A 25229-nucleotide genomic window follows, 5' to 3' on the forward strand; every position below is an offset into this window, starting at 1 on the left:
GGCCTGGTCCTGCTCGCCGCGGCACTCGTCGTGGCGCCGTCGGCCCCGCCCGAGACCGCGCTGCTGGTGCTGCCGCTCGCCGCGATCGCCGTACGCCGCTGGCGCGACCTGCTGGTGTGGCAGGCGCTGCACCTCCTCAGCTGGGTGCTCACCGGGTGGTACGTCGGCGAGGCCCTCGTGCCGACCGTCGCCGACGACTCGCGCGCCTACTGGCTGGCGGTCCTGCTGCGGGTCGTCGGGCTGGGCTGGCTGGTGGTGGCGGTGCTGCGCGACGCCGGGTCAGGCGATGACGACCCGGTCGAAGTCGGTCGCGGTGAAGCGGACCCGGACCTCGATGTCCTCGCCGACGCACGGGACCCGCGCCCCTGACGGGACGAACAGCATCGACGCCTGCATGTGGGGCGGCTCGGCGAAGAGGCGCTGCTTGCCGTCGATCGAGAACGGCGAGCGCACGAAGCCGACGGCGTCCAGGCCACCCCGGGCCAGGGTCGCCGCGCGCGCCTTGAGGGACTGGTCGCCGGTCGGTGCCTCGAGGCCGATGCCGTGGGCGGTGCCGCCGCTGACGACGACGATGTGGCCCTGCTTGGGTGCACTGCGGCCGCGGTAGCCGAAGGTGTCGCCGCGCTCGACCTCGTGCACGTCGAGGACCGTCGCGGTCACCGACAGGGCGCCGCGGTCGCCGAGCCACAGGTCGGTGCCGATGCGGGGACGGACGGCGAAGTCCGGGTAGGTGGTCGCGAGCCGGCCCAGCTCGGCCTCGGTGAGGTGCGAGACGAAGACGGTGCGGGTCGGCAGCCCGGAGGCCACGACGTCGTTGATCAGCCGACTCACCTCGCCGAGGTGCGAGGTGGTGTTGAGCGGGAGGTGCATCGCCACCCCGCGCAGGCCGCTGCGCCCGGACCCGAGCGCCGTGGCCGCGGCGGCGAGGTCGCGGCGCGTCATCCCGTGGCGCAGCATCGAGGTCAGCTGCTCGAGCACGAACCGGGCGTCGGGGTCGCGCTCGCGCAGGGCGGTCAGGTCGTCGGGGCGGCTGACGGTGTGCACGACCCGGGAGGCGAGCCGGGCGTCGAGGTCGAGCGCCGCACCGAACGGGCGCCACGGCGTGAGCACGAGGAGGTCGCCCGCATAGCGGCTGGCGGCCTCCGCCACCTCGTCGTACGTGCCGACGGCGATCATGTCGACCGCGGCGCCGGTGTCGTCGACGTGGTCGGCGAGCCACTGCGCCCGCCGGGCGAGGCGGGCGACCGACAGGCCGTAGCCGTTGCCCTTGGCGACCGGCACGATCCCGGGATGGGTGCGGACGGTGCGGAGCAGGTGCGAGCGCCAGCGCTCGCCGTCCACCGTGAGGCTGAGGCTCATGCGCGTACTCGCTTCGCTCCGTGCGCGCACGAGGCACGAATGACGCTGCGCCCGATGACTCGCTCGCTGCGCTCGCTCATGCCCTCACCCGCGCCGGGCCAGGTAGAGCTGGAACGCCTTGTAGATGGCGCGGTTGACCGGCAGGTCCCACTCGCCGGCGTACTCGACGGCCTGCCCGCCGGTGCCGACCTTGAACTGGATCAGCCCGACGTGGGAGTCGTCGGCGTCGAGGGTCTCGGTGATGCCGCGCAGGTCGTAGACGTGGGCCCCGGCGTCGAGGGCGTGGCGCATCATCGCCCACTGGACCGCGTTGGAGCCGCGGACCTCGCGCTTCTCGGTGGACGACGCACCGTAGGAGTACCAGGCGTGCGTGCCCACGCGGATCCCGATCGTGGCCGCCACGAGGTCACCCTCGTGGCGTGCGAGCCAGACCTGGATGCGGTCGGGGTCCTCGGCGGCGAGGGCGTCGTACATCGTCTCGAAGTAGGAGAGCGGGCGCGGGGTGAAGTGGTCGCGCTCGGCGGTGTGGACGTAGAGGTCGTGGAACGCCTTGAGGTCGGTGCGGTCGCCGAGCGCGACCTCGACGCCGGCCTTGTCGGCCTTCTTGATGTTGCGCCGCCAGAGCTGGTTCATCCCGGCGAGGACGTCGGCCTCCGAGCGCGGCTGCCCGTCCTCGTCGACCAGCGGGACCTGGAAGTTGAACTGCGGCTGCCCCGCGGTGAAGCCGCCCTCCGCCGACTGCTGCTGCCACCCCAGCTCGTGCAGCTGCGCGATGACGCAGGCGCCGTCCTGGGTGCGGTCGAGGGGAGGTACGTCGCCGAGGCGGCGCACCGACTCGTCGGCGATGCCGGCCTTGACCTGCTCGGCGGACCATCGCCGGGTGACCACGGGTGGGCCCATCCGCACGGCGAAGGCACCCTGCTTCTTGAGGTGGGCGACCATCGGTGCGAGCCACGAGCCGAGGTCGTCGTCGGACCAGTCGATGACCGGTCCCTCGGGGAGGTAGGCCAGGTAGCGCCGGACCTTGGGCAGCTGGCGGTAGAGGACGAGGGCGGCGCCGACGACCTCGGCGCCGCGGAACCAGCCGATGGACTCGGCCCGCCACTCGGCCTTCACGCTGGCCCAGCCGGGGGTCTGGAGGAAGCTGGCGGACGACCGGCTCGCGATGAGGTCGTGGTGCTGCTGGGCGGAGATCGGTCGCAGCGTCAGGGGGGTCGTCACCCCGGAAAGGCTACAAGGGACCAGACACGACCCCCGTACGTGTCTGGTCCCCGCACCATTGAAGACGCGGACGGCACCGGTTTGGTTGCGCGAGGCGCAGGAGTTTCTTGACAGACGTACGCCGACGACACCTTGACCGACCCCACCCGCACGGGCGGGCGTTGGTGCGAGGTATCCCGCAGTTCGTCAGGAGACGGTCAAGACGGGCGCAAGGTTGGCCCGATTGTGCTAGTGGGCCGTACCACGCGGGTACCGGAGGACGTTGCACAAGTGGGGGAGCGGAGCGGCCCGTGGGGACGAGGTCGTCCGTACTCCCTCTTCGACGGCGCACCTCGCGCCGCACTCACCCTTGGGGGACACCAGCATGAACTCGATCGACCGCCATCGCCTTGCCCCACGACTGGGGCTCGCCGCCCTCGTCTGCCTCGGAGCCGTTGCCGGCTCCCCCCTCGCCAACGCCGCCGGCCCGCAGGGCAACAACGGCACGGTGAAGGTCGCCCCTGACGGCGACATCGACGCCATCCCGAACAACCACCCGCACGTCGGCTGCACCTTCCAGCTCGAGTGGTACGGCTTCGACGCCAACGTGGTCTCGACCGTCCTCTTCGAGGAGCAGGCACCGACCACCGGCGTCGGCATGACCGTGTCCGGCGACACCACCGTCCAGCTCGACAACGACCCCGGAGCCGGGGCAGGAAACGACGGGATCGACGGGTCGCAGGCCTACACCCTGTCCTTCACCGGTGCGCCGCACCCGCAGCAGGGCTACCACGTGAAGCTCACCATCAACACGCCCGAGTCCAACGGCGCGACCGTGAAGCACAAGGTCTTCTGGGTCCAGGGCTGCGGCACCCCGCCTCCTCCGCCGCCGCCGCCCCCGCCGACCACGCCTCCGACGACTCCGCCGACGACGCCTCCGACGACGCCTCCGACGACGCCTCCGACGACGCCTCCGACGACACCGCCGACCACGCCTCCGACCACGCCTCCGACGACGCCTCCGACGACGCCTCCGACGACGCCGCCGACGACTCCGCCGACAACCCCGCCGACCACACCTCCGACGACGCCGCCGACGACGCCCGCGACGACCTCACCGACGCAGCAGCCGCAGGAGTCCGAGGACACCGAGTCGCCCGAGGTGCTGGGGGTGCAGGCCTCCGGCGGTGACAACAACGCAGGTCCGGGCGCCAACCAGGGCGGGACCGGCCCGGCCTCCTCGGCTCCGCAGTCGCAGCAGGTCCCGACGGCGGTCAACGCGGGAGTCGAGGGCTCGACTCCTGTCGGACCCAGCCCCGTGCAGGTGCTGCTCGGGCTGCTGATGGTCCTGATCGGTGGGGCGGCTGCCCGGCTGGGGTGGCACCGCCTCCGTGGCTGACCCTCGCCGTCGCCTGACGTCGCTCCTGCTGGGAGCAGCCGCATCCGCGCTGGTCGTGGGTGGGCTGTTCCTGGCAGGCGGCGCGCTCGAGGCGACGCCGGCCGCGCCGGACACGGGAGCGCCTGCCGCGCCCCCACCGGTGATCCGGGTGGCGGGACCGTCCGGCACCTCGTCGCCCGCTCGGTCGGACGCGCAGTCCGCCCCGGCGACGCCCGCGGCCGGCGTACGACCCGAGGCGCTCGTCGTACCGGCGATCGGGGTGCAGGCGCCAGTGACGCCCATCCGGACCGAGGACGGGGCGCTGACCCCGCCGTCGGACCCGCAGCAGGTCGGCTGGTGGTCCGACGGCGCCCGACCCGGTGCCGCCGAGGGTGCCGCCGTGGTCACGGGGCACACCGTGCACACGGGGGGCGGGGCGTTCGACGACCTCGACACCCTGGCTCCCGGTGACCGGGTGCTGGTGCGCTCGGCGTCCGACGACCTGGCCTACCGGGTCGCGTCGGTCGAGGTGCTGAGCCGCGACGAGCTGGCCCGGCGCAGCGCCGACCTGTTCGGTCGGACCGGGCCGCCGCGGCTCGTCCTCATCACCTGCGAGGACTGGGACGGCACCGAGTACCGCAGCAACGTGGTGGTCACGGCCGAGCCGGTCGACTGATCAGAGGTGCTCGCGGAGCCAGGCGAAGTCGGCCTGGTGCTCCGTCGCACCGCCCGGCGTCTCGCAGATGACGGGGGCTCCGGCCTCGCGCACCACGCCGGCGAACTCGTCGGCGGGCAGGTGGCCATGCCCGAAGTTGGTGTGGCGGTCGGCGCCCGAGCCGAACGTGTCGCGCGAGTCGTTGGCGTGGACGAGGTCGATGCGGCCGGTGATGCTGCGGACCTTCTCCACCGCGTCGCCGAGCTCCATGCCACCGGCCCAGGCGTGGCAGGTGTCGAGGCAGAACCCGACGTCGTCGGCGCCCTCGGCAGCGGAGATCGCGTCCCACACCCCGGCGATCCGGTCGAGGTGGCGCGCCATCGCGTTGTCGCCGCCGGCGGTGTTCTCGATGAGCAGCGGGATCTTGAGGTCGGTGGCGTCGATCGCCTTGCGCCAGTTGTCGAAGCCCACCGACGGGTCGTCGTCCTTGTTGACGTGGCCGCCGTGCACGATCAGGCCCTTCGCCCCGATCTCCGCCGCGGCGTCCATGTGCTGCTGGAGCAGCTTGCGGCTCGGGATCCGGATCCGGTTGTTGGTCGTGGCGACGTTGACGATGTAGGGAGCGTGGACGTAGAGGTCGACGCCCGCCTCCTCGGCAGCCACGCGCAGTGCCTCCGCCCCGCCGGCGAAGCGGATCTCGGGACCCTTGTAGCCCTGCGGGTCACCGAGGAAGAACTGCACGAGCGACGTCTCCCGCGCCAGCGCCTCGGCGATCGGGTCGGTCTGCTCGACGTGGGCGCCGATCGAGAGGGAGGTGGAGGGGGAGGGGCTCATGGCGTCCAGCCTAGGAGCACCCACAGACACCCGACGACCACGCCGAACAGGCCGGCGACCGCGGCCCAGCCGAGCCAGTCGACGACCGCTCCCGACCCCGACGTCGTACGCCGTCCACGCGGACGCGGGCCCAGCCGGTCGGGCACCGGCGGTCCCGCCGGCGGCGGGACCGGAAGCCGGCGGAGCAGTCGCAGTGCCGCCTCGGCCGTCGCGATGCGCTGCTCGGGATCGGCGACCAGCAGCCGCTCGACGAGCGGGCGCAGCGGGTGCGAGGGAACGGCGTCCTGGCGAGCGGGCGGCTCACCGGTGACGAGCTCGAGTGCCACCCGACCCACCGCGTAGAGGTCCTGGGTCGGCTCCGGCGGTGCACCCCGCGCCTGCTCGGGCGCCATGTAGCCGTCGGTGCCGATCGCGCCGGGCACCGTGGTGAAGCGGCGGTCGGCGACCGGGGCGGCCACCCCGAAGTCGCCGAGCCGCAGGTGGGGCGGCCCGTCGTCCGTCGCCTCGAGGAGGAGGTTGGCGGGCTTGACGTCGCGGTGCACGAGGCCGGCTGCGTGGACGGCCGCCAGGCCCAGCAGCAGCTGCTCGACCAGCAGCGCGCAGGTGCCGGCGTCGAGCCGGCCGTGCTCGCGCAGCAGGTCCGCCACCGACCCGCCGGCCACGAGCTCCATGGCGAGCACGACGAGGTCGTCCTCCGCGGCCCAGCCGTGCGGCGCCACCACGTGCGGGTGCCGCACCCGGACGGCCTGCTCGCGCACGAACCGGGCCAGCAGCGTCGAGCTGTGGCGCCCGAGCACCTTCAGGGCGACGTCCTGACCGGTGCGCAGGTCGTGCGCGCGCCAGACCGAACCCATTCCGCCGGAGCCGACCTGGTCGAGCAGTCGGTAGCGGCCCGCCACCACCAGGTCGGTCCAGGTGGCGGTCTCAGGGGCGGTGCGCGAGGAGGTGGTTCGCACCCTCCGACGCTAGACCGGCCGGGCCCTCGCGGGACCCTCCTCCACAGGCGGACCACGAGGATTCCAGCCGCGGGGGCCGCCGCTGATAATCTTCTGCGGTTGCCCCCGGGTGACCGCGGTGCACGACCCACGTCGTAACGCGCCGCGAACGCACAGTCCCTCCTGCCACGGAAAGCCCGTGGCCGCTCTAGCCCAGAGGAGGTGGAGACCGCTATGCGTGCCTATGAAGTGATGGTCATCCTCGACCCGAGTCTCGACGAGCGCACCATCGAGCCGTCGCTCGACAAGTACCTCAACGTGATCCGCAAGGACGGTGGCTCGATCGAGTCGCTCGACGTGTGGGGTCGTCGCCGGATGGCGTACGAGATCAAGAAGAACGCCGAGGGCATCTACGCCGTCATCTCGCTGACGGCCGAGCCCGCGACGGTCAAGGAGTTCGACCGCCAGCTCACGCTGAACGAGTCGATCCTGCGCACGAAGGTCATGCGTCCCGACGCCCACTGATCGCCCTCCCGGGCATCTGTGGAAACACCCTTCCCGCTGTCGGTGAGTGCCTGTTTGATGGGCGCATCACCGGGAGCACCCCGGATCAACCGGCACAGCAGCAGGACTTTCTGAGGAGACCTCATGGCAGGCGAGACCACCATCACCGTGATCGGCAACCTCGTCGACGACCCGGAGCTGCGGTTCACCCCCTCGGGGGCCCCCGTGGCCAACTTCCGGATCGCGTCGACGCCGCGCACCTTCGACCGCCAGAGCAACGAGTGGAAGGACGGCGACACGCTGTTCCTCTCCTGCGCTGTCTGGCGCCAGGCTGCGGAGAACGTCGCCGAGTCCCTCCAGCGGGGCATGCGCGTGATCGTCCAGGGTCGCCTGAAGTCCCGTCAGTACGAGACCCGCGAGGGTGAGAAGCGCACCGTCTTCGAGATCGACGTCGAGGAGGTCGGCCCGTCGCTGCGTTCCGCATCGGCCAAGGTCACCAAGACGACCCGGTCCGGCGGCGGTGGCGGCTACTCCGGTGGCGGCGGTGCTGGCGGTGGCGGCGGCTACTCGGGCGGTGGCGGGCAGCAGTCCGCGCCGGCCGACGACCCGTGGGCCAGCCCGGCGCCCTCGCAGGGTGGCCAGGCTGGCGGCGCCTGGGGCGGTCAGTCCCAGGGCGGCCAGTCCCAGGGTGGCGGCCAGTCCGCGCCGGCCAACGACCCGTGGGCCACGCCCGGGGTCAATGGCGGCAACGACGAGCCGCCGTTCTGAGGGACCCGCGGCTGAGCCTGCGAAGCCGTGTCAGGTCGCCAGGTTGAGTAGCCCGTGACCAGGGCGTATCGAAACCCGGCAACCGTGATCCGACACATCAAGCAAGACATTCCGAAATTCCATTCCGTCCCTGATTGCCTTCAGGGCCGGGCTCACTGAAAGGGAGCACCACAATGGCCAAGGCAATTCTGCGCAAGCCCAAGAAGAAGGTTTGCCAGTTCTGCAAGGAGAAGGCGACCGGTGTCGACTACAAGGACACCACCCTGCTCCGCAAGTTCATCTCCGACCGCGGCAAGATCCGCGCCCGTCGCGTGACCGGCAACTGCGTCCAGCACCAGCGCGACGTGGCCATCGCCGTCAAGAACGCGCGCGAGCTGGCGCTGCTGCCCTACACGTCCACCGGTCGCTGAGAGGAGCACGGGACATGAAGCTCATCCTCACTCAGGAGGTCGACGGCCTCGGTGCCCCCGGTGACGTGGTCGAGGTCAAGGACGGCTACGGCCGCAACTACCTCGTCCCGCGTGGCCTCGGCATCCGCTGGAGCCGCGGCGGCGAGAAGACCATCGAGTCGATCAAGGCCGCCCGCACCGCTCGCGCAGTGCGCGACGAGGACCACGCCAAGGACGTCAAGGCCAAGCTCGAGGCCAACGCGGTCAACGTGAAGGTCCGTGCCGGTGAGGGCGGTCGCCTGTTCGGCGCCGTCACCACCACCGAGATCGCCGACGCCATCACGGCCGTCTCCGGCGAGAAGGTCGACCGCCGCACCATCGTGGTGGTCAACCCGATCAAGTCGCTCGGCGCCCACGAGGTGACCGTCAAGCTGCACGACGAGGTGTCCGCCACGGTGGCCCTCAACGTCGTCCCCGCCTGACGCGACCGACGCACCACACACCACGGCCCGCCGCCCCTCAGGGGTGGCGGGCCGTGGTGCGTCTACCTGGGTCGACTGGGGTCTACTGGGTCGGCTTGTCGCAGCGCGCGGGTGGCTGGCTGCCGCCGGAGTGGTACTCGTAGGTCCGGCCCCCGGCCCGGAGCGTGATCCGTGATCCGTCGATCAGCGCCTGGGTGTAGGCCATCCCGGGCTGGGCGCACCCGCGGCTGCCGTCGCGCCAGGTGACCTCCTCCACCGAGACCACCTCGACCTCGTCGGCATCGACGCCGAGGCTGGCAGCCAGGTCGTCCACCGCGCGTACGACGTCGCGGGGGGCGGGGGTGCCCGACGGGCTGGTGGTGGGGTCCACGGTCGTCTCCTCGGCGACAGGCGGGTCGGTCGTCGGCCGGTCGGCACCCTCGTCGGGTGCGCCGCACGACGCGAGCAGGGCGCTCGACGCGAGCAGCAGGGCGAGGCGACGGCTCGTCGTCATCATGGCAGTGTGACGGCACGGTCCACGGGGATGTTCCGGACATGACGAAGGGGCCGACGGTGTCACCACCGCCGGCCCCTCGTCATGCGGAGAGGTGAGGATCAGGTCACTTCTTCGCGACCCTGATCTTCAGCCGGTCCTTGGACCCGAGCACCGCGGCGTCACCGAGGTACTCGACCTTGACCTTGATCTTGCCGACCTTCCGGGCCTTCGGCAGGACGAGCTGCGCCTTGCCGAACCGGTTGAGCGTCAGCGTCCAGGTCTTCTTCTCCAGCGCGCCCCTGACGGTGACCTCCACCGTGCCGGTGGGCGTCACCTTCGGAGCGGACACGGCGATCTTGAGCTTGGCCTTCTTGCCCTGCTCGACCACCTTCGGGGCGTCCACCTCGAGCCGCGACTTCACCTTCGGAGCCGGGGCGCCGGGGGCCGAGACCACCAGGTTGACCGGGTCCGAGGTGCTGCCCAGGTTGGCGCTGTCACCGAGGTACTTCGCGGTGACCGGGATGGTCCCGGCCGTGGGGAACCCGCTCAGGGTGGCCGTGGCCTTGCCCGCCGCGTCGAGAGTGGCGGTGCCGACCAGGCGGGTGCCCGCCCAGAACTCGACTGGCCCCGTGGCGACCGTCTCCCCCGCGCTGAAGACCGTGGCGGTGGCCGCGGTCGTCTGACCGGTCTCGATGCGGTTCGGGTTGATCGACAGCGCGACCTCGCTGCGCTCGGAGGCGCCCTTCACCACGACCGTGTTGGTGACCGACGCCGGCTTGGCGCCCGGGTCGCTCGTGGTGTGGACGGCCTCGTTGACCAGCCGCTGGCGCTCGTGGACGTCACCGTCGACGGTCACCTGGTAGGTGAACGACACCGGGTCGCCGAGTGCCGACTCGTAGGTCATGCACACGACGGTCCCGTTGGTGATCTTCGTGCCCACGTCGGCCTTGTTGACCAGCGCCTGCCCGTTGGTGCCGTCGGCGTTCTCCGTGCCCACGGTCACCTCCGACAGGTCGGCCTTGATGTCGTCGTAGACCCAGACCAGGTCGTTGCTGCCCTCCTGCAGGAAGACCTGCATGTCGAGGGAGTCGCCCGGGGCCCTCCAACCTCCCAGGTTGTCCCACTCGAGGATCCGCAGGCCGGCGCTCGTCTGCGCCGCGGTGACGCCCGAGTTCGAGGCCGCGTCGTAGAAGACCTGCCCGTCGCGCCACATGCCCGCGCTGATGTTGTTGGGCAGTGCCGGGTTGGGCAGGACCTGTGGGGTGTACGGCTCGTCGTCCGCGCTCTGGGCCCAGTTGTCCGCCCCTCCGTAGACCAGGAAGCCGTCGTCGGTGTAGCCGACACCCCGGAAAGCCTCGCCGTACAGGCCGAGGTCGGTCGAGGTGAAGGCGTTCCACAGCTTGCTGTCACCGGAGACCGCCGGGTCGGCCTTCAGCGCGCCACCCGTGGCGGTGAGCAGGTCGGTGTAGTCCGCCTTCTTCGAGAACGGGTTGACGCACGACGTGTCCGTCTTGCTGGTGGTGATGTCGTACGTGCCCTGCTCGCCGTAGGTGGAGGGCAGGTCCGCGCTCCACGTCACCTTGCCGTCGGCGTAGGTGGCGCCGTCGGTGGCAGAACCCTCGACGTACGTCGCCCCTGCCGGCAGGGTGTCGGTGATCGAGTAGGTGAGGTCCTCGCGGGTGACGTTGGGCGCCACCTCGACGGTGTAGGTGACGGTGTCACCCGGCCCCGCCTCGGTCACGTCCGACGTCTTGGTCACGTCGTCCTCGATCCTCGTGACGACCACGGGCACGACACCGATGTCGCCCGGGTTCGCGGACGAGGTGCCGAGCGTGAGCGTGCCGTGCCAGGTCTGCCCGGCCTCCATGGCGTCCTCGTCCCAGAAGGTGCGGATCGAGAACGGTGTGGCGGCGGGCAGGGCACCGTCGGGACCCTCGGCGCGCAGGTTGCCCTGGTCGCCGGCGACCACGGCGGTCACCAGGTCGGTGGTGTCGGTGCCGGAGGGCGATGCCTGCCAGTTCTGCACCAGCACCCAGTAGGTGCCCGGCTCGGGGTCGGCGATCTCGACCCGCTCGTTGGAGCCGGCGCTGGCGCTCGACGCCACCACGTTGGCCTCCGAGACCTCGCCCGTCCCGACGTAGAGGTCGAAGTCGGGAGCGGTCGGGTTCTGCAGCTCGGCGATGAGGCTCGTGGCGCCGGCAGGCACCTCGAGCTCCTCGACGTGCGTGCCGTTGCCGTCGAACGCGTTGGGGTTGGTGGTGTCCTGCGGGATGGTCAGCGTGACCTTGTCCTCGGGCACCAGGCCGCTGGCGTCGACCTGCAGGTCGGAGATCGCGATCGCCTCGATACCCTCCTCCACCTGCGACCCGGCGTCACGACGGGTCGTGATGTCGATCGAGGTGGGCAGCACGCCGGCCGACGGCAGGACGCCGACGGGCAGGTGGGCCACCGGGGCCTGCGAGCCCGCGGGCGGCGTCAGCACCAGGGTGCCGAACAGCCACTTGTCGGTCGCGACGTCTGCGCCGAGCTGAGCGGTGACCGTCACGTCGACGTCACCGCCGTCGGTGACCGCGACGCTGGCCTTGTCCGTCGACAGCGTCAGTCCGGGGGACAGGTTCTCCACCGAGACGCTCCAGGTGCCGACACCGGTCGAGGTGCCGGTGAACGTCCGCGTCCAGTCACACGTCTGCAGGCACTCGTCGTCCGCCATGCTGGCGGTGTTGAGCGCGCGGACGTCGCCACCGACGGCCGGGTTGGCACCCTGGTAGCCGGCGAGCGTCTCGTCGAGCACCAGGCCCGCCTTCGCGGCGCGACGGAGCTCGATGCGACCCGAGCCCATGTCGAACCAGTCGGCCTTGGTGCCGTCGTTGTCGGTGATGTCACGCTCGGCCGTCGTCATCAGCGCGGACTGGGACTCCGCCGGGGTCCAGTCGGGCTGGACCCCCTTGAGCAGCGCGAGGGCACCCGCGGTGTGCGGGCTGGCCATCGAGGTGCCGGAGATGAAGTGCCACTCGACGCTGTTGTCCGTGCCGGCAGCGGCGAGGATGTCCACGCCGGGGGCCGAGACGGACGGGCTGATCGAGGAGACCGACCGGTTGGGGCCGCGGCTGGAGAACGCGGCCATGATGTCGCCGTTGGCGTCCTTGACGTCGGCCACCGAGCCGGACAGGGCGGCCTTGGTGCCCGGGTGGGCGGCCATGAACGCCTTCAGCGCGACTCCGTCGGCGTAGGTGATGTGCGCGGCCGGGAGGGCGTGGGCGTCACCGTTGAGCGAGGTGCCGCTGGCCTGGTCGTTGGCCAGGATCATGCCCTCGGCGCCGAGCTCGGCGAGGTTCTCGCCCTTCTCGACGCGTCCGTTGCCACCGCGGTCACAGACCACGATGAGGCCGGACAGGTCCGTGCCCGCGGGGAAGGCGCCGACCGGCGTCTCGTCGTCGGGCTGGCTGCACCGGGCGTTGTTGTAGGGCGCGGAGCCCGCGTAGACGACCGGGAACGCACCGTCGGTGGCACCGGACAGACCGGCACCCGTGATGTCGGGCCGGGTGGCAGCGTCGGTCGCGGTGATGCCGGTGACCGAGGCGACGTACTTGCGGTCGTGCGTGGTCGCGCCGACCGTCGTCATCCACGGGACGTCGCCCGGGCTGCCGAGGGTGGCCGCACCGGGACCGTCGTTGCCGGCCGAGGTGGCGACGTGGATGCCGGCCGCGCGGGCGTTGAGGAACCCGATGGCGTCGAGGTCGGTCCAGGGGCTGGAGGCGGCGCTCGAGCCGATGGAGTAGTTGATCACGTCGACGCCGTCGGTGATGGCCTGCTCGATCGAGGTGACGATCGAGTAGCCCTGGCAGCCGCCGTCGCAGACGTCGTAGCCGATCACGTTGGCGTGCGGGGCGACACCCTTGATCTTCGAGGTCACCGAGAACTCGTGCTCGGTGCCCTTCGCGGCGTACGCCGTGGCCTCGACCTGGTTGCCGGCCGTGGTGCTGCCGGTGTGGCTGCCGTGGCCGTCGTCGTCGTAGACGTCGTCGAACGGGTCGGAGGCGGGGTTCTCCGGGTCCTCGAAGTTGTAGTAGCCGATGAGCTTGTCGTTGCAGCCCCAGCCCTCGTAGTACTGGTCCTCGTTGGAGGAGTCGCACATGCCGAGGTAGTTGCCGGCGCCGAGCGGGTTGATGTGGTCGTAGCCGTCACCGCCGTCGGCCTCCGCGACGCTGTCGGCGAACGACGGGTTGGCCGGGTTGAGGCCGGAGTCGAGGATGCCGACGATGACGCCCTCGCCCTTGCTGCCGACGCCACCGGGGACGTTGGTGCCGTCCCACACGGTGGGTGCGCCGATCCACTCGGGGCCCTTGTCCGTGGTGAGCTCGCGCTCGAAGTCGACCTGGACCGCGGAGACGCCGTCGATGCCGGCGACCTTCTTGGCCTGGGCGCGCGTCATCCGCACGGCGACGCCGTTGAGGGCCTCCGTGTAGCGGTTGAGCACGGTGACGTCACCGGTGGTGACGCGCGAGATCGAGTCGACCAGGTCGGACTGCTGCTCCTGCAGCTCGCGGCGGTAGCCCGACTCGGACCGGGTCGAGGTCATGCCACGCTCGACCGCGACCTCACGCCGCGGAACGGCCGGGGCCTGCAGCTGCACGAAGTAGGTCTCCGGAGCGGAGCCGGTGCCCAGCTCGAGCACCGTCCCCCTCTCGAGGGACCTGGCCAGCGACGACTGCGCCGGCTCCAGGCCGTCGAGGGAGCTGTCGGCTGCGTTGGCAGCCGTCCCCCACGGCACGAGTAGTGCGGCAGCGACGCTGGTGGCAGCGCCGGCCGCAACGGTACGACGGATCACACGGATCTCCCGTTCGGAATGAAGTGGCCCCACGGCACGACGACGCGACCCCACAAACGAATGCGTAGACGACGCGGGCAGAGAGTGAACAGGTGTATCTGAAGTCACAGGAACCGCACCTGTCAACGAAAAGATCTGCCGAAGTTCCTGCGTTAACCGAGACGTAACGCGGGAGGGCGTCCGGCAGGGGTCAGCGTCGGCTGCTGCGGCTGGCTGCGGGGAACCGGTTGGGACGCGCGACGACGGCGTCGAGGACGACCGGCCTGGCACTCAGCGACTCGATGACGATCCGTCCAGTGCGGATGCCGGAGTAGCGGTCGATGACGACGAGCTGCTTCATCGACGCCTTCGCACCGGCGAGGTCGACGACGTGCCAGTCGCGCCTGCCGACGCGTACCCGCACCTTGCCGTGGCCGCGGCCGGTGGCGGCGAGCAGCCGGAGCTCACCTACGGTCGTCCGGGGCAGCACGAGGCGCGCGCCGCGGCGGGACGCCTTGATCGCGTCGCCGCGGAAGTAGCCGGGGCCGGTCACCTTCGCCCAGCCGCGCTGGCGGGTGAGGTTGCGCGGCACGAAGAACTCGATCGGCTCCGACCAGGCGCTCGCGTTGCCGGCGGCGTCGATGGTGCGTGCGGCGAAGCGGTGCCGGCCGGCGGTGGGACTGGGCAGCTCCCACCGACCGCCCGTGCAAGCGACGGGCCGGTCGTTGTCGGTGCACTCGAAGGCCGAGCCCGCCTCGCTGCTGTTGAGCCGGATCGGCGCGCCCGCACCGGTGACGACCGGCTGGGTCGGGGTGATCTCGTCGTAGGAGGTGCCGGTGACGAAGACGAAGGGCGCGCGGGTGTCCTGTCCCCAGGTGAAGGTCGCCGGCGTGGGGTCCTCGTCGGGGGTGTCCGCCACGGTGGGCGGCAGCAGCGGGGCGGTGTCGGGGGTGCGGGCGCGGTCGCCGAGGTCGACGGCGCGGGCTTCGAGGACGTAGCCGCCGGCCGCGGCGTCGGGCAGGTCGGCGTACGTCACGGGGCTGGTGCAGGCACGCCAGTCGTGGGCCTGCGGCCCACCGGTCAGCCGGCACTCGATCCCGAAGGGGCCCTGGTCGCCGTCGGTGACCTGCCACCCGAGGGTGAAGGTCATCGACGACACGGTCACCAGCCCGGCGGCGTTGGGTGCGGTCGAGGCCGTGAGCGTGGTCTCGGGTGGCGTGCTGTCGTCACAGCCGTTCTGCAGGACGCTCGGAGCGGTCTCGTCGACGCAGCCCGGGGTGGCGCCTGCCGGCGCCGCGGCCAACGGCACCAGGCCGCCGCCCAGCAGTCCCAGCACGGCCAGCCGGCTCGCGGTGCGGTGTCGAAGCATCGGTCCTCCCTCGTGTCCGGCGCGCTCCCGAGCGCCCTCACCGAGGTCAACGAGCGGCGGTGGCTCCGGTCACGAGCCATCGGTCGCCGCGGGCGCGCCACGAGAGCAGCACGCCGCGCGCGCCCATGAACACGATGGTCATCGCCACCCAGACCGCGACCAGCCCGTGGGGGAGCGTGGCCGCCCAGAGCGCGGCCGGTGCGTACGCCGCCAGCACGACCAGGCCGGCCCATGCGAGGTAGGCGCCGTCGCCCGCGCCGATCAGCACCCCGTCGAGGACGAAGACCATCCCGGCGACCGGTTGCCCGATCGCGGCGACGAGCAGCACCGGCACGAGCAGGTCGCGCACCGCGGGGTCGGTGGTGAAGAGCGCGCCGATGAACGGGGCCACGGCGGCCAGGGCGAGCCCGGCGACGATGCCGCTGCCCCAGCCCCACCGCACCATCCGGCGGGTGAGGCGGCGGGTGCCGTCGACGTCGCCGCTGCCCAGCGCCCGGCCGGTGAGGGCCTGCGCGGCGATCGCGATCGCGTCGAGGGCGAAGGCGAGGAAGGCCCAGAGGGTGATCGCGATCTGGTGGGTGGCCACGTTGACGTCGCTCGCGCCGGTGCCCACGCGGGTCACGGCGTACGTCCCGACGAGCAGGCAGGCCCGCAGCGCGAGGGTGCGGACGACGAGCGCGACGGCGGCGTGCGCGGCGGCCGCGATGCCGGCGCGGTCCGGGCTCAGGGGAGCGTCGTGCTCGCGGGCGGCGCGGACCACGACGACGAGGAACCACAGCGCGCTGATCACCTGGGCGAGCACCGAGCCGATGGCGGACCCGGCGATACCGAGGTCGAGGCCGTAGACGAGCACGACGTTGAAGAGGATGTTGAGGCCGTTGCCGACGACCGCGACCAGCAGCGGCGTACGCGTGTCCTGCAGCCCGCGCAGCACACCTGTCGCGGCCAGCATGACCAGCAGCGGGGTGGTGCCGAGGAAGGCGATGCCGAGATAGGTCTCGGCGTGGTCGGCGACCTCGGCGCTGGTGTCGAAGACGCCGACCAGCGCCGGCGTGAGCGCGACGCCGCCGACGGTGGCGACCACCCCGATGATGACGGCGAGCCAGATGCCGTCGACCCCTTGGGCGAGGGCGGCCCGGAGGTCGCCCGCGCCGAGGTGGCGGGCGACGCTGGCGGTGGTGCCGTAGGCGAGGAAGACGCACAGCCCGACGACCGTCTGGAGGACGACCGCGGCGACGCCGAGGCCCGCGAGCTCGGGCGTGCCGAGGTGGCCGACGATGGCGGCGTCGGAGAGCAGGAAGAGCGGTTCGGCGACGAGCGCGAGGAAGGCCGGGACGGCCAGGCGCAGGATCTCGCGGTCTGTCTCCCGGTGGTCGGTCTTCACAGGTTCACCCTAGGAACCCCGCAGTCTTCGTCGATTGCGGGGCGTCATAGCGACGGCTGTGCCTCGACGTACATAGCCCGATGGGACTACCTGTGCATGGCCGTGTGGATGACGCGCCGCGAGCGCCGGTCGAGGCAGGGGAGGCGGCGAGCGGCGGGCATCCGCCAGATGGCGGACAGGTGAACGGACCCCGGGGCTGAGTATTTTTCTTCCACAGGGTGTGGGATGCGTTTGCGCAGGTCAGCGGCGTGACCGGCGTCAACGGTCCAGCTGCTTCCACAGGGTCGTCCACCGCATGTGCACCTGCGGCAGCGTGTCGTCCACGCGTGTGCCTGACTTGTCCACAGACCCTGTGGATAACTCGGCGTCGTTGGCTTCCCACGAGGCCCTGCGAGCACGTACGGTCCTGCGCGAACCAGTCGTGGAGATGGCTGGTGGACTCGGGTGCGAGCGGAGCCGGCAGCGATGTCGGTGGTCGTCCCTAACGTCGTGGTCAGTGGACCCGAGCGAGATGGAGGGAGCACCGGTGAGCGTCACCTTCGAGGGGGACACCGACGAGGCCTGGGGCGACGGACCGGCGGCCTACGAGCCCGGCAGCTCGCCGCGCTCCCCGGGTGACCGGACGCCTCCGCAGGACAACGCGGCGGAGCAGAGCGTGCTCGGCTCGATGCTGCTGTCGAAGGACGCGATCGCCGACGTCGTCGACGTGATCAAGGGCGTCGACTACTACCGCCCGGCCCACGAGGTCATCCACGACGCGATCATCGACCTCTACGGTCGCGGCGAGCCGGCCGACCCGATCACGGTGGCCGCCGAGCTGGTGAAGCGCGGCGAGCTGGTGCGCATCGGTGGCGCCCCCTACCTCCACACCCTCTCGGCCAACGTCCCGATCGCCGCCAACGCCGGCTACTACGCCGAGATCGTGCGCGACAAGGCGATCCTGCGCCGCCTCGTCGAGGCCGGCACCCGCATCGCCGCCCTCGGCTACGCCGGTGAGGGCGAGATCGACGACGTCGTCGACCACGCGCAGGCCGAGGTCTACAAGGTCACCGACCGTCGCGCGGCCGTCGACTATGCCCCCCTGAGCGACATCATGAGCGGCGTCCTCGACGAGATCGAGGCGATCGGAAACCGCGAGGCCGGCCTCTACGGCGTGCCGACGGGCTTCGCCGACCTCGACGACCTGACCAACGGTCTCCACTCCGGCCAGATGATCATCGTCGCGGCGCGTCCCGCCATGGGAAAGTCGACGCTCGCCCTCGACTTCTGCCGCGCGGCGTCGATCCACAACAACCTCACCAGCGTCTTCTTCAGCCTCGAGATGACGCGCTCGGAGATCATGATGCGCCTGCTCTCCGCGGAGGCGAAGGTGCCGCTCAACCACATCCGCAACGGCACGATGCGCGACGACGACTGGGAGAAGCTCGCCCGCAAGATGGGGCAGGTCTCGGGGGCGCCGATGTTCATCGACGACAGCCCCAACATGACGATGATGGAGATCCGGGCCAAGGCCCGGCGGCTCAAGCAGCGCCACGACCTCAAGCTCATCGTCATCGACTACATGCAGCTGATGAGCTCGGGCAAGAAGGTCGAGTCCCGCCAGCTCGAGGTCTCCGAGTTCTCCCGCAACATCAAGCTCCTCGCCAAGGAGCTCGAGTGCCCGATCATCGCGCTGTCCCAGCTCAACCGTGGTCCCGAGCAGCGTGGCGACAAGCGCCCGATGATGAGCGACCTGCGTGAGTCCGGCTCGCTCGAGCAGGACGCCGACATGGTGATCCTGCTCCACCGCGACGACGTCTACGAGAAGGAGTCGACCCGCCCCGGCGAGGCCGACCTCATCGTCGCCAAGCACCGCAACGGCCCCACCCGCGACCTCACCGTCGCCTTCCAGGGCCACTACTCCCGCTTCGTCGACATGGCCCAGGGCTGACGGCCACGCTCCACCCTCCTCTGCCGGAGGACAGAGGCGGGTCCGTCTGCAGACAGAGGTCCGGACCCGTCGCTCGGGCGTAGCCTGCCGGGATGACGGGTCGCGATGCCGAGCACGCGCTCGACCGCGGAGCCTGGGAGGCGCTGGCCCGGCGGCTGTCGCCCTACCTGGACCTCGCGATCGGCCTCGCCGCCGCAGCCCTGTCCGTCGCGTCGTTGCTCAGCACCGACATCGCCGGCATCGACCCCCGGCTCGACCCCGCCGACCCGTTGTCGGTGGCTGCCACGCTCGTGGCGGGCCTGTCCCTGGTCTGGCGTCGCCGCCGGCCGGTGGCCGCGTTCACCGTGTTCGTCACGTGCTGTCTCGTCGTGACACTGACCGACCACTACATCGGCCTGCTCTCGGTCCTGCTGCTGTTCAGCCTCTACTCCCTCGCGGCGCACAGCCGACGGAGGAACGGCGTGGCCGGGCTGGTCCTCTGCCTGCTCGTCTTCATCGGCCTCGCCGTGCTGGACGTCCCCGACCTGGGCACCTCCGACCTCCTGCAGGCCTGCGCCCTCCTCCTCACGGCGTGGGCCCTCGGCGACGCGATCCGCTCGCGCCGCATCCAGCAGTCCGAGCGGCTGCGGATCGCGGAGCAGGAGGCGGCTGCGGCCCGGGAGCTGGCGGCCCGTGCCGTCGTCGAGGAGCGGCTACGGATCGCCCGGGAGCTGCACGACGTCGTCGCGCACAGCATGTCCCTGATCGCCGTGCAGGCCGGCGTCGGCGGGCACGTGATCCGCACCGACGTGGCCGCCGCCGAGCGCGCGCTCGAGATCATCGCCGAGACCAGCCGCAAGGCGCTGGCCCAGACCCGCTCGATGCTGGGCCTGCTCCGGGCCGAGGACGCGGACCCGGCGGTCTCGCCCCTCCAGGGCATCGACGACCTCGAGGACCTCGTTCACGACGTCCGCGAGGCCGGCGTCGACGTCTCCCTGACCGTCAGCGGTGCGGTGCGCCCGCTCGACACCGCGATCGAGCTGACTGCCTACCGCATCGTCCAGGAGTCGCTGACCAACGTGCTCAAGCACTCCGGCGCGAGGCAGGCGCAGGTGACGGTGGCCTACGTGCCCGACGGGGTCGACGTCGAGGTCCGGGACCACGGTCACGGCGGGTCACGGGCTCCGGCCGGTGTCGATGTACCGGGCGGGCACGGGCTGGTGGGCCTGCGCGAGCGCGCCCGGCTGCTGGGTGGCACCCTCGACTACGGCGCGCTCGACGGAGCCGGGTTCAGGGTGGCGGCACACCTGCCCTCGTCGATGGCGGTGGCGCCGTGATCCGGGTGGCGGTGGTCGACGACCAGGAGCTGGTCCGTTCCGGGTTCGTCGTGCTCCTGGGCTCCAGCCCCGACATCGAGGTCGTCGGCGAGGCGGGTGACGGCGCCGCGGCCTGGGAGCTGTGTCGTCGTACGACGCCCGACGTGGTCCTGATGGACGTCCGCATGCCCCGGATGGACGGCCTCGAGGCCACGCGCCGGATCATGGCCGACCCGCGGTGTGCCGGCACGCACGTGCTGGTGCTGACCACGTTCGACGAGGACGAGCTCGTCCACGAGGCCCTGCGCGCCGGGGCCAGCGGGTTCCTGCTCAAGGACACCAGGCCGACCCAGCTGCTCGACGCCATCTCCGTGGTCGCCGCTGGCGACGCGCTGCTCGCGCCCTCGGTCACGCGTCGCCTGATCGAGCAGTTCGCGACCCTTCCGGGCCGCCCGGCGTCCCCCGCCGACGACGGCCTGACCGATCGTGAGCGCGAGGTGCTGGTCGCGGTCTCGCGCGGCCTGTCGAACCAGGAGATCGCCGACTCGCTGCACATGGGCTACGGCACCGTGAAGACCCACGTGAGCCACCTCCTCACCAAGCTGGAGTGCCGGGACCGGGCGCAGCTGGTGATGCACGCCTACGAGTCGGGCCTGACCGTCCCCGGGAGCAGCTGACCTCTGCCTCGGGTCTCGACGCGTGAGGACCCCGGACAGATGTGCGGACCCTCTCCGGCGGCGAGATTGGTGGAGCGGCCAGACAGGCCGGCACAGCCACCGGAGGTTCACATGTCACGACCACTACGCGAGGCCACGACCTATCTCGTGCTCGCCTTCTCACTGGCCATCGGCATCGCCACCGCGCTGCCCCACGCCGGCATCAATGTGCTGCTCAGCGCCTTCGCTCCCGTCACCGCGCTGGTCATCATCACGTTCACCGTCACCCCCCGCGGCAGGCGCCGCGCCCTGTGGGGGGAGTTCGGGCTGAACCGCTCGGGCAAGCGACTGTGGGCGTTCGCGCTGCTCGTGCCCATGCTCCTGGCCGGCAGTGCGTACGGCGCCGCGCTGGCGCTGGACGTCGCGGAGCTGCGCTCGATCGACCTGACGTCCTCGGGCGTGGCGTCCTGGAGCCTGAACCTGGCGAGCACGCTGGCGTTCATGACCGTCCTCTTCCTGGCCGAGGAGATCGGCTGGCGGGGCTACCTCCTGCCGAGGATCCAGCAGCTCACCAGCCGCCGCCGGGCTGCCCTGGTCACCGGCTTCATCCACGGCTGCTTCCACCTGCCGCTGATCCTCATCGCCACGACGTACGACGAGCACGGCAGCCGCTGGCTCGTGGCGCCGGTCGTGGTCGCCACGATCACCATGGGTGGCGTCTTCTACGCCTACGTGTGGGACCGGACGCACAGCGTCTGGCCCGTGGCGATGGCGCACGGTGCAGTCAACATCGCGTTCGGTATCGGTGCGGCGGCCGTGGTGGCGGGCTCGGAGGCCGACCTGGCCTACGTCGCCGGCGAGAGCGGCATCGCCACCTTCGCGGCGGTGGCCGTGGTCGGGGCGCTCTTCCTGGCTCGCGCCAGGGTGTGGCGGACCGAACCGGCCGCGGTGGAGGTGCGCGAGCGCGAGCTGGCCCGGGCCGCCTAGGTCCGTCGACAGTCGATCAGTGAGGAGCTGGTGGTTGCCCGACCGGGCACCACCAGCTCCTCGCATCCCGGGTCGGGACGCTCCTTCCGGCGCTGACCGTGAGGAGGGTGGGAGCCGCTCGAATTGGTTGTCATGAGCAACATATGTATGTTGCACACATGAACAACCCGTCTTCCACGCCTGCACACCCCGGACTCGCCATCGGGGTCCTGTGCGCCGGTGGCCTCAGCGCCGCCCTGACCCAGACGATGGTCATCCCGATCCAGAGCGAGCTGCCCGGGCTCCTCTCCACGTCGGCATCGAACGCGTCGTGGGTCATCACCATCACGTTGCTCGCTGCGGCGGTCACCATGCCGGTCGCGGGGCGGATCGCCGACATGGTCGGCAAGCAACGCGTGCTGACCGCGAGCGCTGCGCTGCTGCTCGTCGGCTCGACCGTGTGCGCGCTGTCCGACTCGCTCGCCCCCATGCTGGCGGGCCGCGCCCTGCAGGGTCTCGCGATGGGCTTCATCCCCGTCGGGATCTCGTTCATCCGTGAGTTCGCGCCGCCGGAGATGGCCTCGACCGGAGTCGCCACGATGAGCGCCACGCTCGGCGTCGGTGGTGCGATCGGCCTGCCGCTGGCGGCCTGGATCGCCGACTCCGGTGACTGGCACGCGTTGTTCTGGGTGGCTGCCGCTCTGGCCGCCGTGATCACCGTTCTCACCTGGGTCGCCGTGCCGCACGTGCACGACGGCTCGTCGGGCCGACTCGACGTCGCCGGCACCGTCGGCCTGGCGATCGGCCTGTCGTGCTTCCTCGTCGGCGTCTCCAAGGGCAGCACGTGGGGCTGGGACAGCGGCCGCACGTGGACCGCGATCGTCGTCGGCCTGCTCGTCCTGCTTGCGTGGGGCGCCTTCGAGCTGCGCCAGGACGAGCCCCTGGTCGACCTGCGCACGACCGCGGCACCGGCCGTGCTCCTGACGAACCTCGCGGCCGTCGCGATCGGTTTCGGCATGATGGCGCAGTCGATCGTGGTGCCCCAGCTGCTCCAGATGCCGGAGATCACCGGGTACGGTCTCGGCCAGTCGATCCTGGCCGCCGGGCTCTGGATGGCGCCGGCGGGGCTGATGATGCTCGTCTTCGCGCCCGTCTCCAGCGGCCTGATGAGGAGCATCGGCGCCAAGCAGACGCTGATGATCGGCGCCGCCGTCCTCGGTGTGGGCTACCTCGTCGCCCTCGTCATGATGGACGCCCCGTGGCAGCTGCTGCTCGCCTCCTGCGTGGCCTCTGCCGGTGTCGGCATCGGCTACGCCGCCATGCCCACGCTGATCCTCGACTCCGTCCCGGCCCACGAGGCCGGTTCGGCGGTCGGTGTCAACGGTCTGATGCGCTCGACCGGCACGACGCTGGCAGCGGCCGTGATGGCCACGCTGCTGACCAGCAGCACGACGGACCTCGGCGGCTTCGCGGTCCCGAGCGAGTCGGCGTTCCGCTGGTGCTTCATCGTCGGAGCGCTCGCCGCCTTCATCGGCGTCGCCATCGCCTCGACCGTGCCCGTCGTCCGCCGCCGTGCCGACGCCATCGGCGCCGACCTCGACGAGGCCACGGTCGATACGGTGGCCGGCACCGGCGCCTGAGACCCGAGGAGGCGGCCATGCCACGAATCACGACATCACCCCCGCCCGTCACCGACGAGACCCTGACCACGCTGCGGCACGAGCTCATGCGGCTGGGTCGACGGCGCGAGACCCACTCGTCGGCGACGGCACTCGACGGCTCTGCGTTCAAGATCCTGTGGCTGGTGATCGAGCACGGCCCGCACACCCTGCGTGGGCTGGCGGAGTACCTGCAGCTCGATCAGTCCACGATCAACCGACAGGTGCACACGGCGGTCGGCCACGGCTACGTCGAGCGGTACGACGACCCGGAGTCCCCCGCGATGCTGGTCCGAGCGACCGCCGCCGGCGAGGCGGCCTACCGCAGCGAGTCCGAGGTCCGGGCCGCCGGTCTCCGCGCCATCGTGGACACGCTGGGCGAGCAGGTCGCGGCTGACCTGGCAGTGGGCCTGGGGCGCTTCAACGACGCGATCGACGATGCCGTGGAGATGTCGCCGCGCCAGCACAGGTGAGATTCGCTCGTCGAGCCCTGCTCCTCGCGCTCGACCCGGGTGTCGCGAGCGGCGGTCACGGGTAGCGCGCGAGCTCCTGCCGCAGCCGCTCGGTGATGTCCGGCGTCCAGCCCTCGGGCTGCAGCACGTTGACCCAGCCGGCGGCGTGCTCACCCGAGAAGTTGTGCCCGTGGGCGGGCTGGGTCGAGAAGGCCGCGGCGAGGTCCGCCGACACCTGCAGGAAGGTGATCCAAGGGACCCATCGCATGGCACCGGGCACGTCGTCGCCGCGCGTCTCCTCGAGCCAGTCGGGTCGGGTGAGCAGCAGGTCGGGGCTCCACCAGGTGACCGGGTCGGACGCGTGCTGCAGGTAGAGCACCCGGCTCCCCGTCCACGGCTCGTCCTCCGGCTGGGGACGCTCGGCCTTCGTGGTGAAGCGGATGATCCGTCCCTCCCGGTAGACCGGCTCGACCTCGCGCGAGCCGGCGTCCCGGTCCTCGATGAAGCTGCGGTAGAGCGGGTTGAAGTTGGGCGGACCCACGAGGAGCGCCCCCGACGTCCGGTTGTCGAGGTCGAACTCGCCGCTGAAGGCGGCCTCGGCGCCGAACGACCCGAGGCTCTCACCGAAGACGTAGAGCTCCGGCCGCTCGTCGAACGGAAGGCTCGACCAGCGCGCGTAGACCGCGTCGAACAAGGCCCTCCCGGCGTCGCGGGCGCGGGCCGAGTCGACGATGAAGGACAGCCAGGAGGGGAGGTGCGAGTACTGCATCCCGACGATCGCGGAGTCCCCACCGGTGACGTACTCGAAGCCGCTCGCCGCGCTCGGCTCGACCCACCCGGTCCCGGTGGTGGTGACCACCAGGAGGTGCTGCCGCTCGAAGCCGCCGGCCCGCTCGAGGTCCGCCACCGCGAGGGCGGCCTGCTGCTCCGTGTCCTCGGCGTTGGCGAGCCCCGCGAAGACGCGGATGGGCTCGATCGACGGGCGGTCCGTCAACTCGCCGATCTCCTCGGCACTCGGACCAGTGCCGACGAAGGTCCGCCCCTCCACGCCCAGGTCGTCCCAGTCGACCAGCGACTCGTCGCTGCCGGAGCGCAGCGGCGTCGACGGTCGTTCGATCCCCTCCGGCGTCTCGAGGTCGCCGAGGGCGAACGACGCGTCGAGCGCGCGCAGCCCCGCGTCAGCCGCCACCCCGCTGAGCAGTGCCCACGCCACGAAGCCCACCGACACGACTCCCAGGACCCGTGCCACCGAGGGCCTGAGCCGACGCTCCAGCAGCCGGGCCACCCGTCGCGAGGCGGCCCGGGCGCCACGCGCCAGTCCGAGGAACAGCGCGGCGACGACCAGCGTCACCAGCGGCACGAGGAGCACGAACGCGACGGGCGTCGCCTCCGTCCCGGCCAGGTCGTGGGCCTCGGCCTGCCACCGCACGCCCGCGGCGAGGCTCGTGAGCAGGGCCGCGATCCCTCCGACCAGGAGGACCGACCGTGCCAGGTCCGGCCACGGCTCCCGTGGTCGGTCGCGCAGTCCCCGCCAGCACCACGCGAGGAAGACCCCGACGCCGTACCCCGAGGCTGCGGCGGCGCCGCTGACCACGCCCTGGGCCAGCGGGGAACGGGGCAGCAGCGACGGGGTCAGCGAGAGGCAGGCGAAGCCGATCGCGAACGCCAGCCCGGCCGGGAGCAGGCGGGAGCGACGGACCAGCTCCACCGCTCGCTCGAGCCACCCGGGCACC

Annotated in this window: 21 protein-coding genes and 1 pseudogene; 13 read left to right on the forward strand and 9 right to left on the reverse strand. The window is 71.6% G+C overall.

The annotated features are described in order from the left end of the window. A pseudogene (locus tag ACXJKB_RS17540) lies at positions 1-369 on the forward strand (hypothetical protein); the annotation flags it as partial. Here the strand turns inward: ACXJKB_RS17540 and ACXJKB_RS17545 are convergent. Together ACXJKB_RS17545 and ACXJKB_RS17550 are read right to left on the reverse strand one after the other, a co-directional pair. Next, the gene (locus ACXJKB_RS17545; RefSeq protein ID WP_457190612.1) at positions 280-1359 is read right to left on the reverse strand and encodes an alanine racemase; all 1080 of its coding nucleotides are present in this window, start codon (positions 1357-1359) and stop codon (positions 280-282) included. The pseudogene ACXJKB_RS17540 and the gene ACXJKB_RS17545 overlap by 90 nt on opposite strands. Before the next feature lie 84 nt (positions 1360-1443). Beyond that, positions 1444-2580 carry a lipid II:glycine glycyltransferase FemX gene (locus ACXJKB_RS17550; RefSeq protein WP_457190614.1) on the reverse strand — a complete coding sequence of 379 codons (1137 nt, stop codon included), beginning with the start codon at positions 2578-2580 and terminating at the stop codon, positions 1444-1446. A gap of 364 nt (positions 2581-2944) precedes the next feature. On the opposite strand from ACXJKB_RS17550, the gene ACXJKB_RS17555 reads away from it, so the two are divergent. Further along, complete coding sequence (locus tag ACXJKB_RS17555; RefSeq protein ID WP_457190616.1) at positions 2945-3958, forward strand: hypothetical protein; 1014 nt, start codon at positions 2945-2947, stop codon at positions 3956-3958. After that, entirely contained in the window at positions 3951-4613 is a 663-nt protein-coding gene (locus tag ACXJKB_RS17560; protein WP_457190618.1) for a sortase domain-containing protein, read from the forward strand. The genes ACXJKB_RS17555 and ACXJKB_RS17560 overlap by 8 nt, the downstream gene beginning before the upstream one ends. Here ACXJKB_RS17560 and ACXJKB_RS17565 read toward each other — a convergent pair whose 3' ends face one another. Continuing rightward, the gene (locus tag ACXJKB_RS17565) at positions 4614-5426 is read right to left on the reverse strand and encodes a deoxyribonuclease IV (RefSeq protein ID WP_457190620.1); all 813 of its coding nucleotides are present in this window, start codon (positions 5424-5426) and stop codon (positions 4614-4616) included. After that, on the reverse strand, positions 5423-6382 hold the full coding sequence (locus tag ACXJKB_RS17570) for a serine/threonine-protein kinase (RefSeq protein WP_457190622.1): 960 nt from the start codon (positions 6380-6382) through the stop codon (positions 5423-5425). The genes ACXJKB_RS17565 and ACXJKB_RS17570 overlap by 4 nt, the downstream gene beginning before the upstream one ends. 213 nt (positions 6383-6595) lie before the next feature. Between ACXJKB_RS17570 and rpsF the strand changes: the two genes are divergently transcribed. The 4 genes from rpsF (at position 6596) to rplI (ending at position 8504) form a co-directional block, all read left to right on the forward strand. Beyond that, positions 6596-6886, forward strand: coding sequence for a 30S ribosomal protein S6 (gene rpsF / locus ACXJKB_RS17575; RefSeq protein WP_129456612.1), 291 nt, complete (start codon positions 6596-6598; stop codon positions 6884-6886). 123 nt (positions 6887-7009) lie between these two features. Beyond that, a complete protein-coding gene (locus ACXJKB_RS17580) occupies positions 7010-7633 on the forward strand; it encodes a single-stranded DNA-binding protein (protein ID WP_457190624.1) in 624 nt (207 codons plus the stop codon). Between the two features lie 173 nt (positions 7634-7806). Then, entirely contained in the window at positions 7807-8043 is a 237-nt protein-coding gene (gene rpsR, locus ACXJKB_RS17585; protein ID WP_056603689.1) for a 30S ribosomal protein S18, read from the forward strand. Positions 8044-8057: 14 nt separating this feature from the next. Then, positions 8058-8504, forward strand: coding sequence for a 50S ribosomal protein L9 (gene rplI / locus ACXJKB_RS17590; protein ID WP_300048385.1), 447 nt, complete (start codon positions 8058-8060; stop codon positions 8502-8504). A gap of 82 nt (positions 8505-8586) precedes the next feature. On the opposite strand, the gene ACXJKB_RS17595 is transcribed toward rplI, so the two are convergent. The 4 genes from ACXJKB_RS17595 to ACXJKB_RS17610 all read right to left on the reverse strand — a co-directional run bounded on the left by ACXJKB_RS17595 (position 8587) and on the right by ACXJKB_RS17610 (position 16539). Beyond that, on the reverse strand, positions 8587-8997 hold the full coding sequence (locus tag ACXJKB_RS17595; RefSeq protein WP_457190628.1) for a hypothetical protein: 411 nt from the start codon (positions 8995-8997) through the stop codon (positions 8587-8589). A 106-nt stretch (positions 8998-9103) separates the two neighbouring features. After that, entirely contained in the window at positions 9104-13807 is a 4704-nt protein-coding gene (locus tag ACXJKB_RS17600) for a S8 family serine peptidase (protein WP_457190629.1), read from the reverse strand. Positions 13808-13997: 190 nt separating this feature from the next. Further along, a complete protein-coding gene (locus tag ACXJKB_RS17605) occupies positions 13998-15155 on the reverse strand; it encodes a hypothetical protein (protein ID WP_457190631.1) in 1158 nt (385 codons plus the stop codon). 46 nt (positions 15156-15201) lie between these two features. After that, a complete protein-coding gene (locus ACXJKB_RS17610; RefSeq protein ID WP_457190633.1) occupies positions 15202-16539 on the reverse strand; it encodes an MATE family efflux transporter in 1338 nt (445 codons plus the stop codon). A gap of 526 nt (positions 16540-17065) precedes the next feature. On the opposite strand from ACXJKB_RS17610, the gene dnaB reads away from it, so the two are divergent. From dnaB to ACXJKB_RS17640, 6 genes are all read left to right on the forward strand, one after another. After that, positions 17066-18469: a replicative DNA helicase gene (gene dnaB, locus ACXJKB_RS17615; protein ID WP_457190635.1), complete on the forward strand. Its 1404-nt coding sequence runs from the start codon at positions 17066-17068 to the stop codon at positions 18467-18469. 92 nt (positions 18470-18561) lie between these two features. Continuing rightward, positions 18562-19785: a sensor histidine kinase gene (locus ACXJKB_RS17620; protein WP_457190637.1), complete on the forward strand. Its 1224-nt coding sequence runs from the start codon at positions 18562-18564 to the stop codon at positions 19783-19785. Further along, positions 19782-20441, forward strand: a complete 660-nt coding sequence (locus ACXJKB_RS17625) for a response regulator (RefSeq protein ID WP_457190639.1) — start codon at positions 19782-19784, stop codon at positions 20439-20441. Before ACXJKB_RS17620 ends, ACXJKB_RS17625 begins: the two co-directional genes overlap by 4 nt. A 111-nt stretch (positions 20442-20552) precedes the next feature. Beyond that, positions 20553-21407: a CPBP family intramembrane glutamic endopeptidase gene (locus ACXJKB_RS17630; protein ID WP_457190641.1), complete on the forward strand. Its 855-nt coding sequence runs from the start codon at positions 20553-20555 to the stop codon at positions 21405-21407. Between the two features lie 158 nt (positions 21408-21565). After that, positions 21566-23026, forward strand: a complete 1461-nt coding sequence (locus tag ACXJKB_RS17635) for an MFS transporter (RefSeq protein WP_457190643.1) — start codon at positions 21566-21568, stop codon at positions 23024-23026. A 17-nt stretch (positions 23027-23043) separates the two neighbouring features. Continuing rightward, positions 23044-23517, forward strand: coding sequence for a MarR family winged helix-turn-helix transcriptional regulator (locus tag ACXJKB_RS17640; protein ID WP_457190645.1), 474 nt, complete (start codon positions 23044-23046; stop codon positions 23515-23517). A gap of 55 nt (positions 23518-23572) precedes the next feature. Here ACXJKB_RS17640 and ACXJKB_RS17645 read toward each other — a convergent pair whose 3' ends face one another. Then, positions 23573-25228 (reverse strand): alpha/beta hydrolase, encoded by a 1656-nt coding sequence (locus ACXJKB_RS17645; RefSeq protein WP_457190647.1) that lies wholly within the window; start codon positions 25226-25228, stop codon positions 23573-23575. Position 25229 lies beyond the last annotated feature (1 nt).

Source organism: Nocardioides sp. P5_E3 (genome assembly GCF_054049275.1).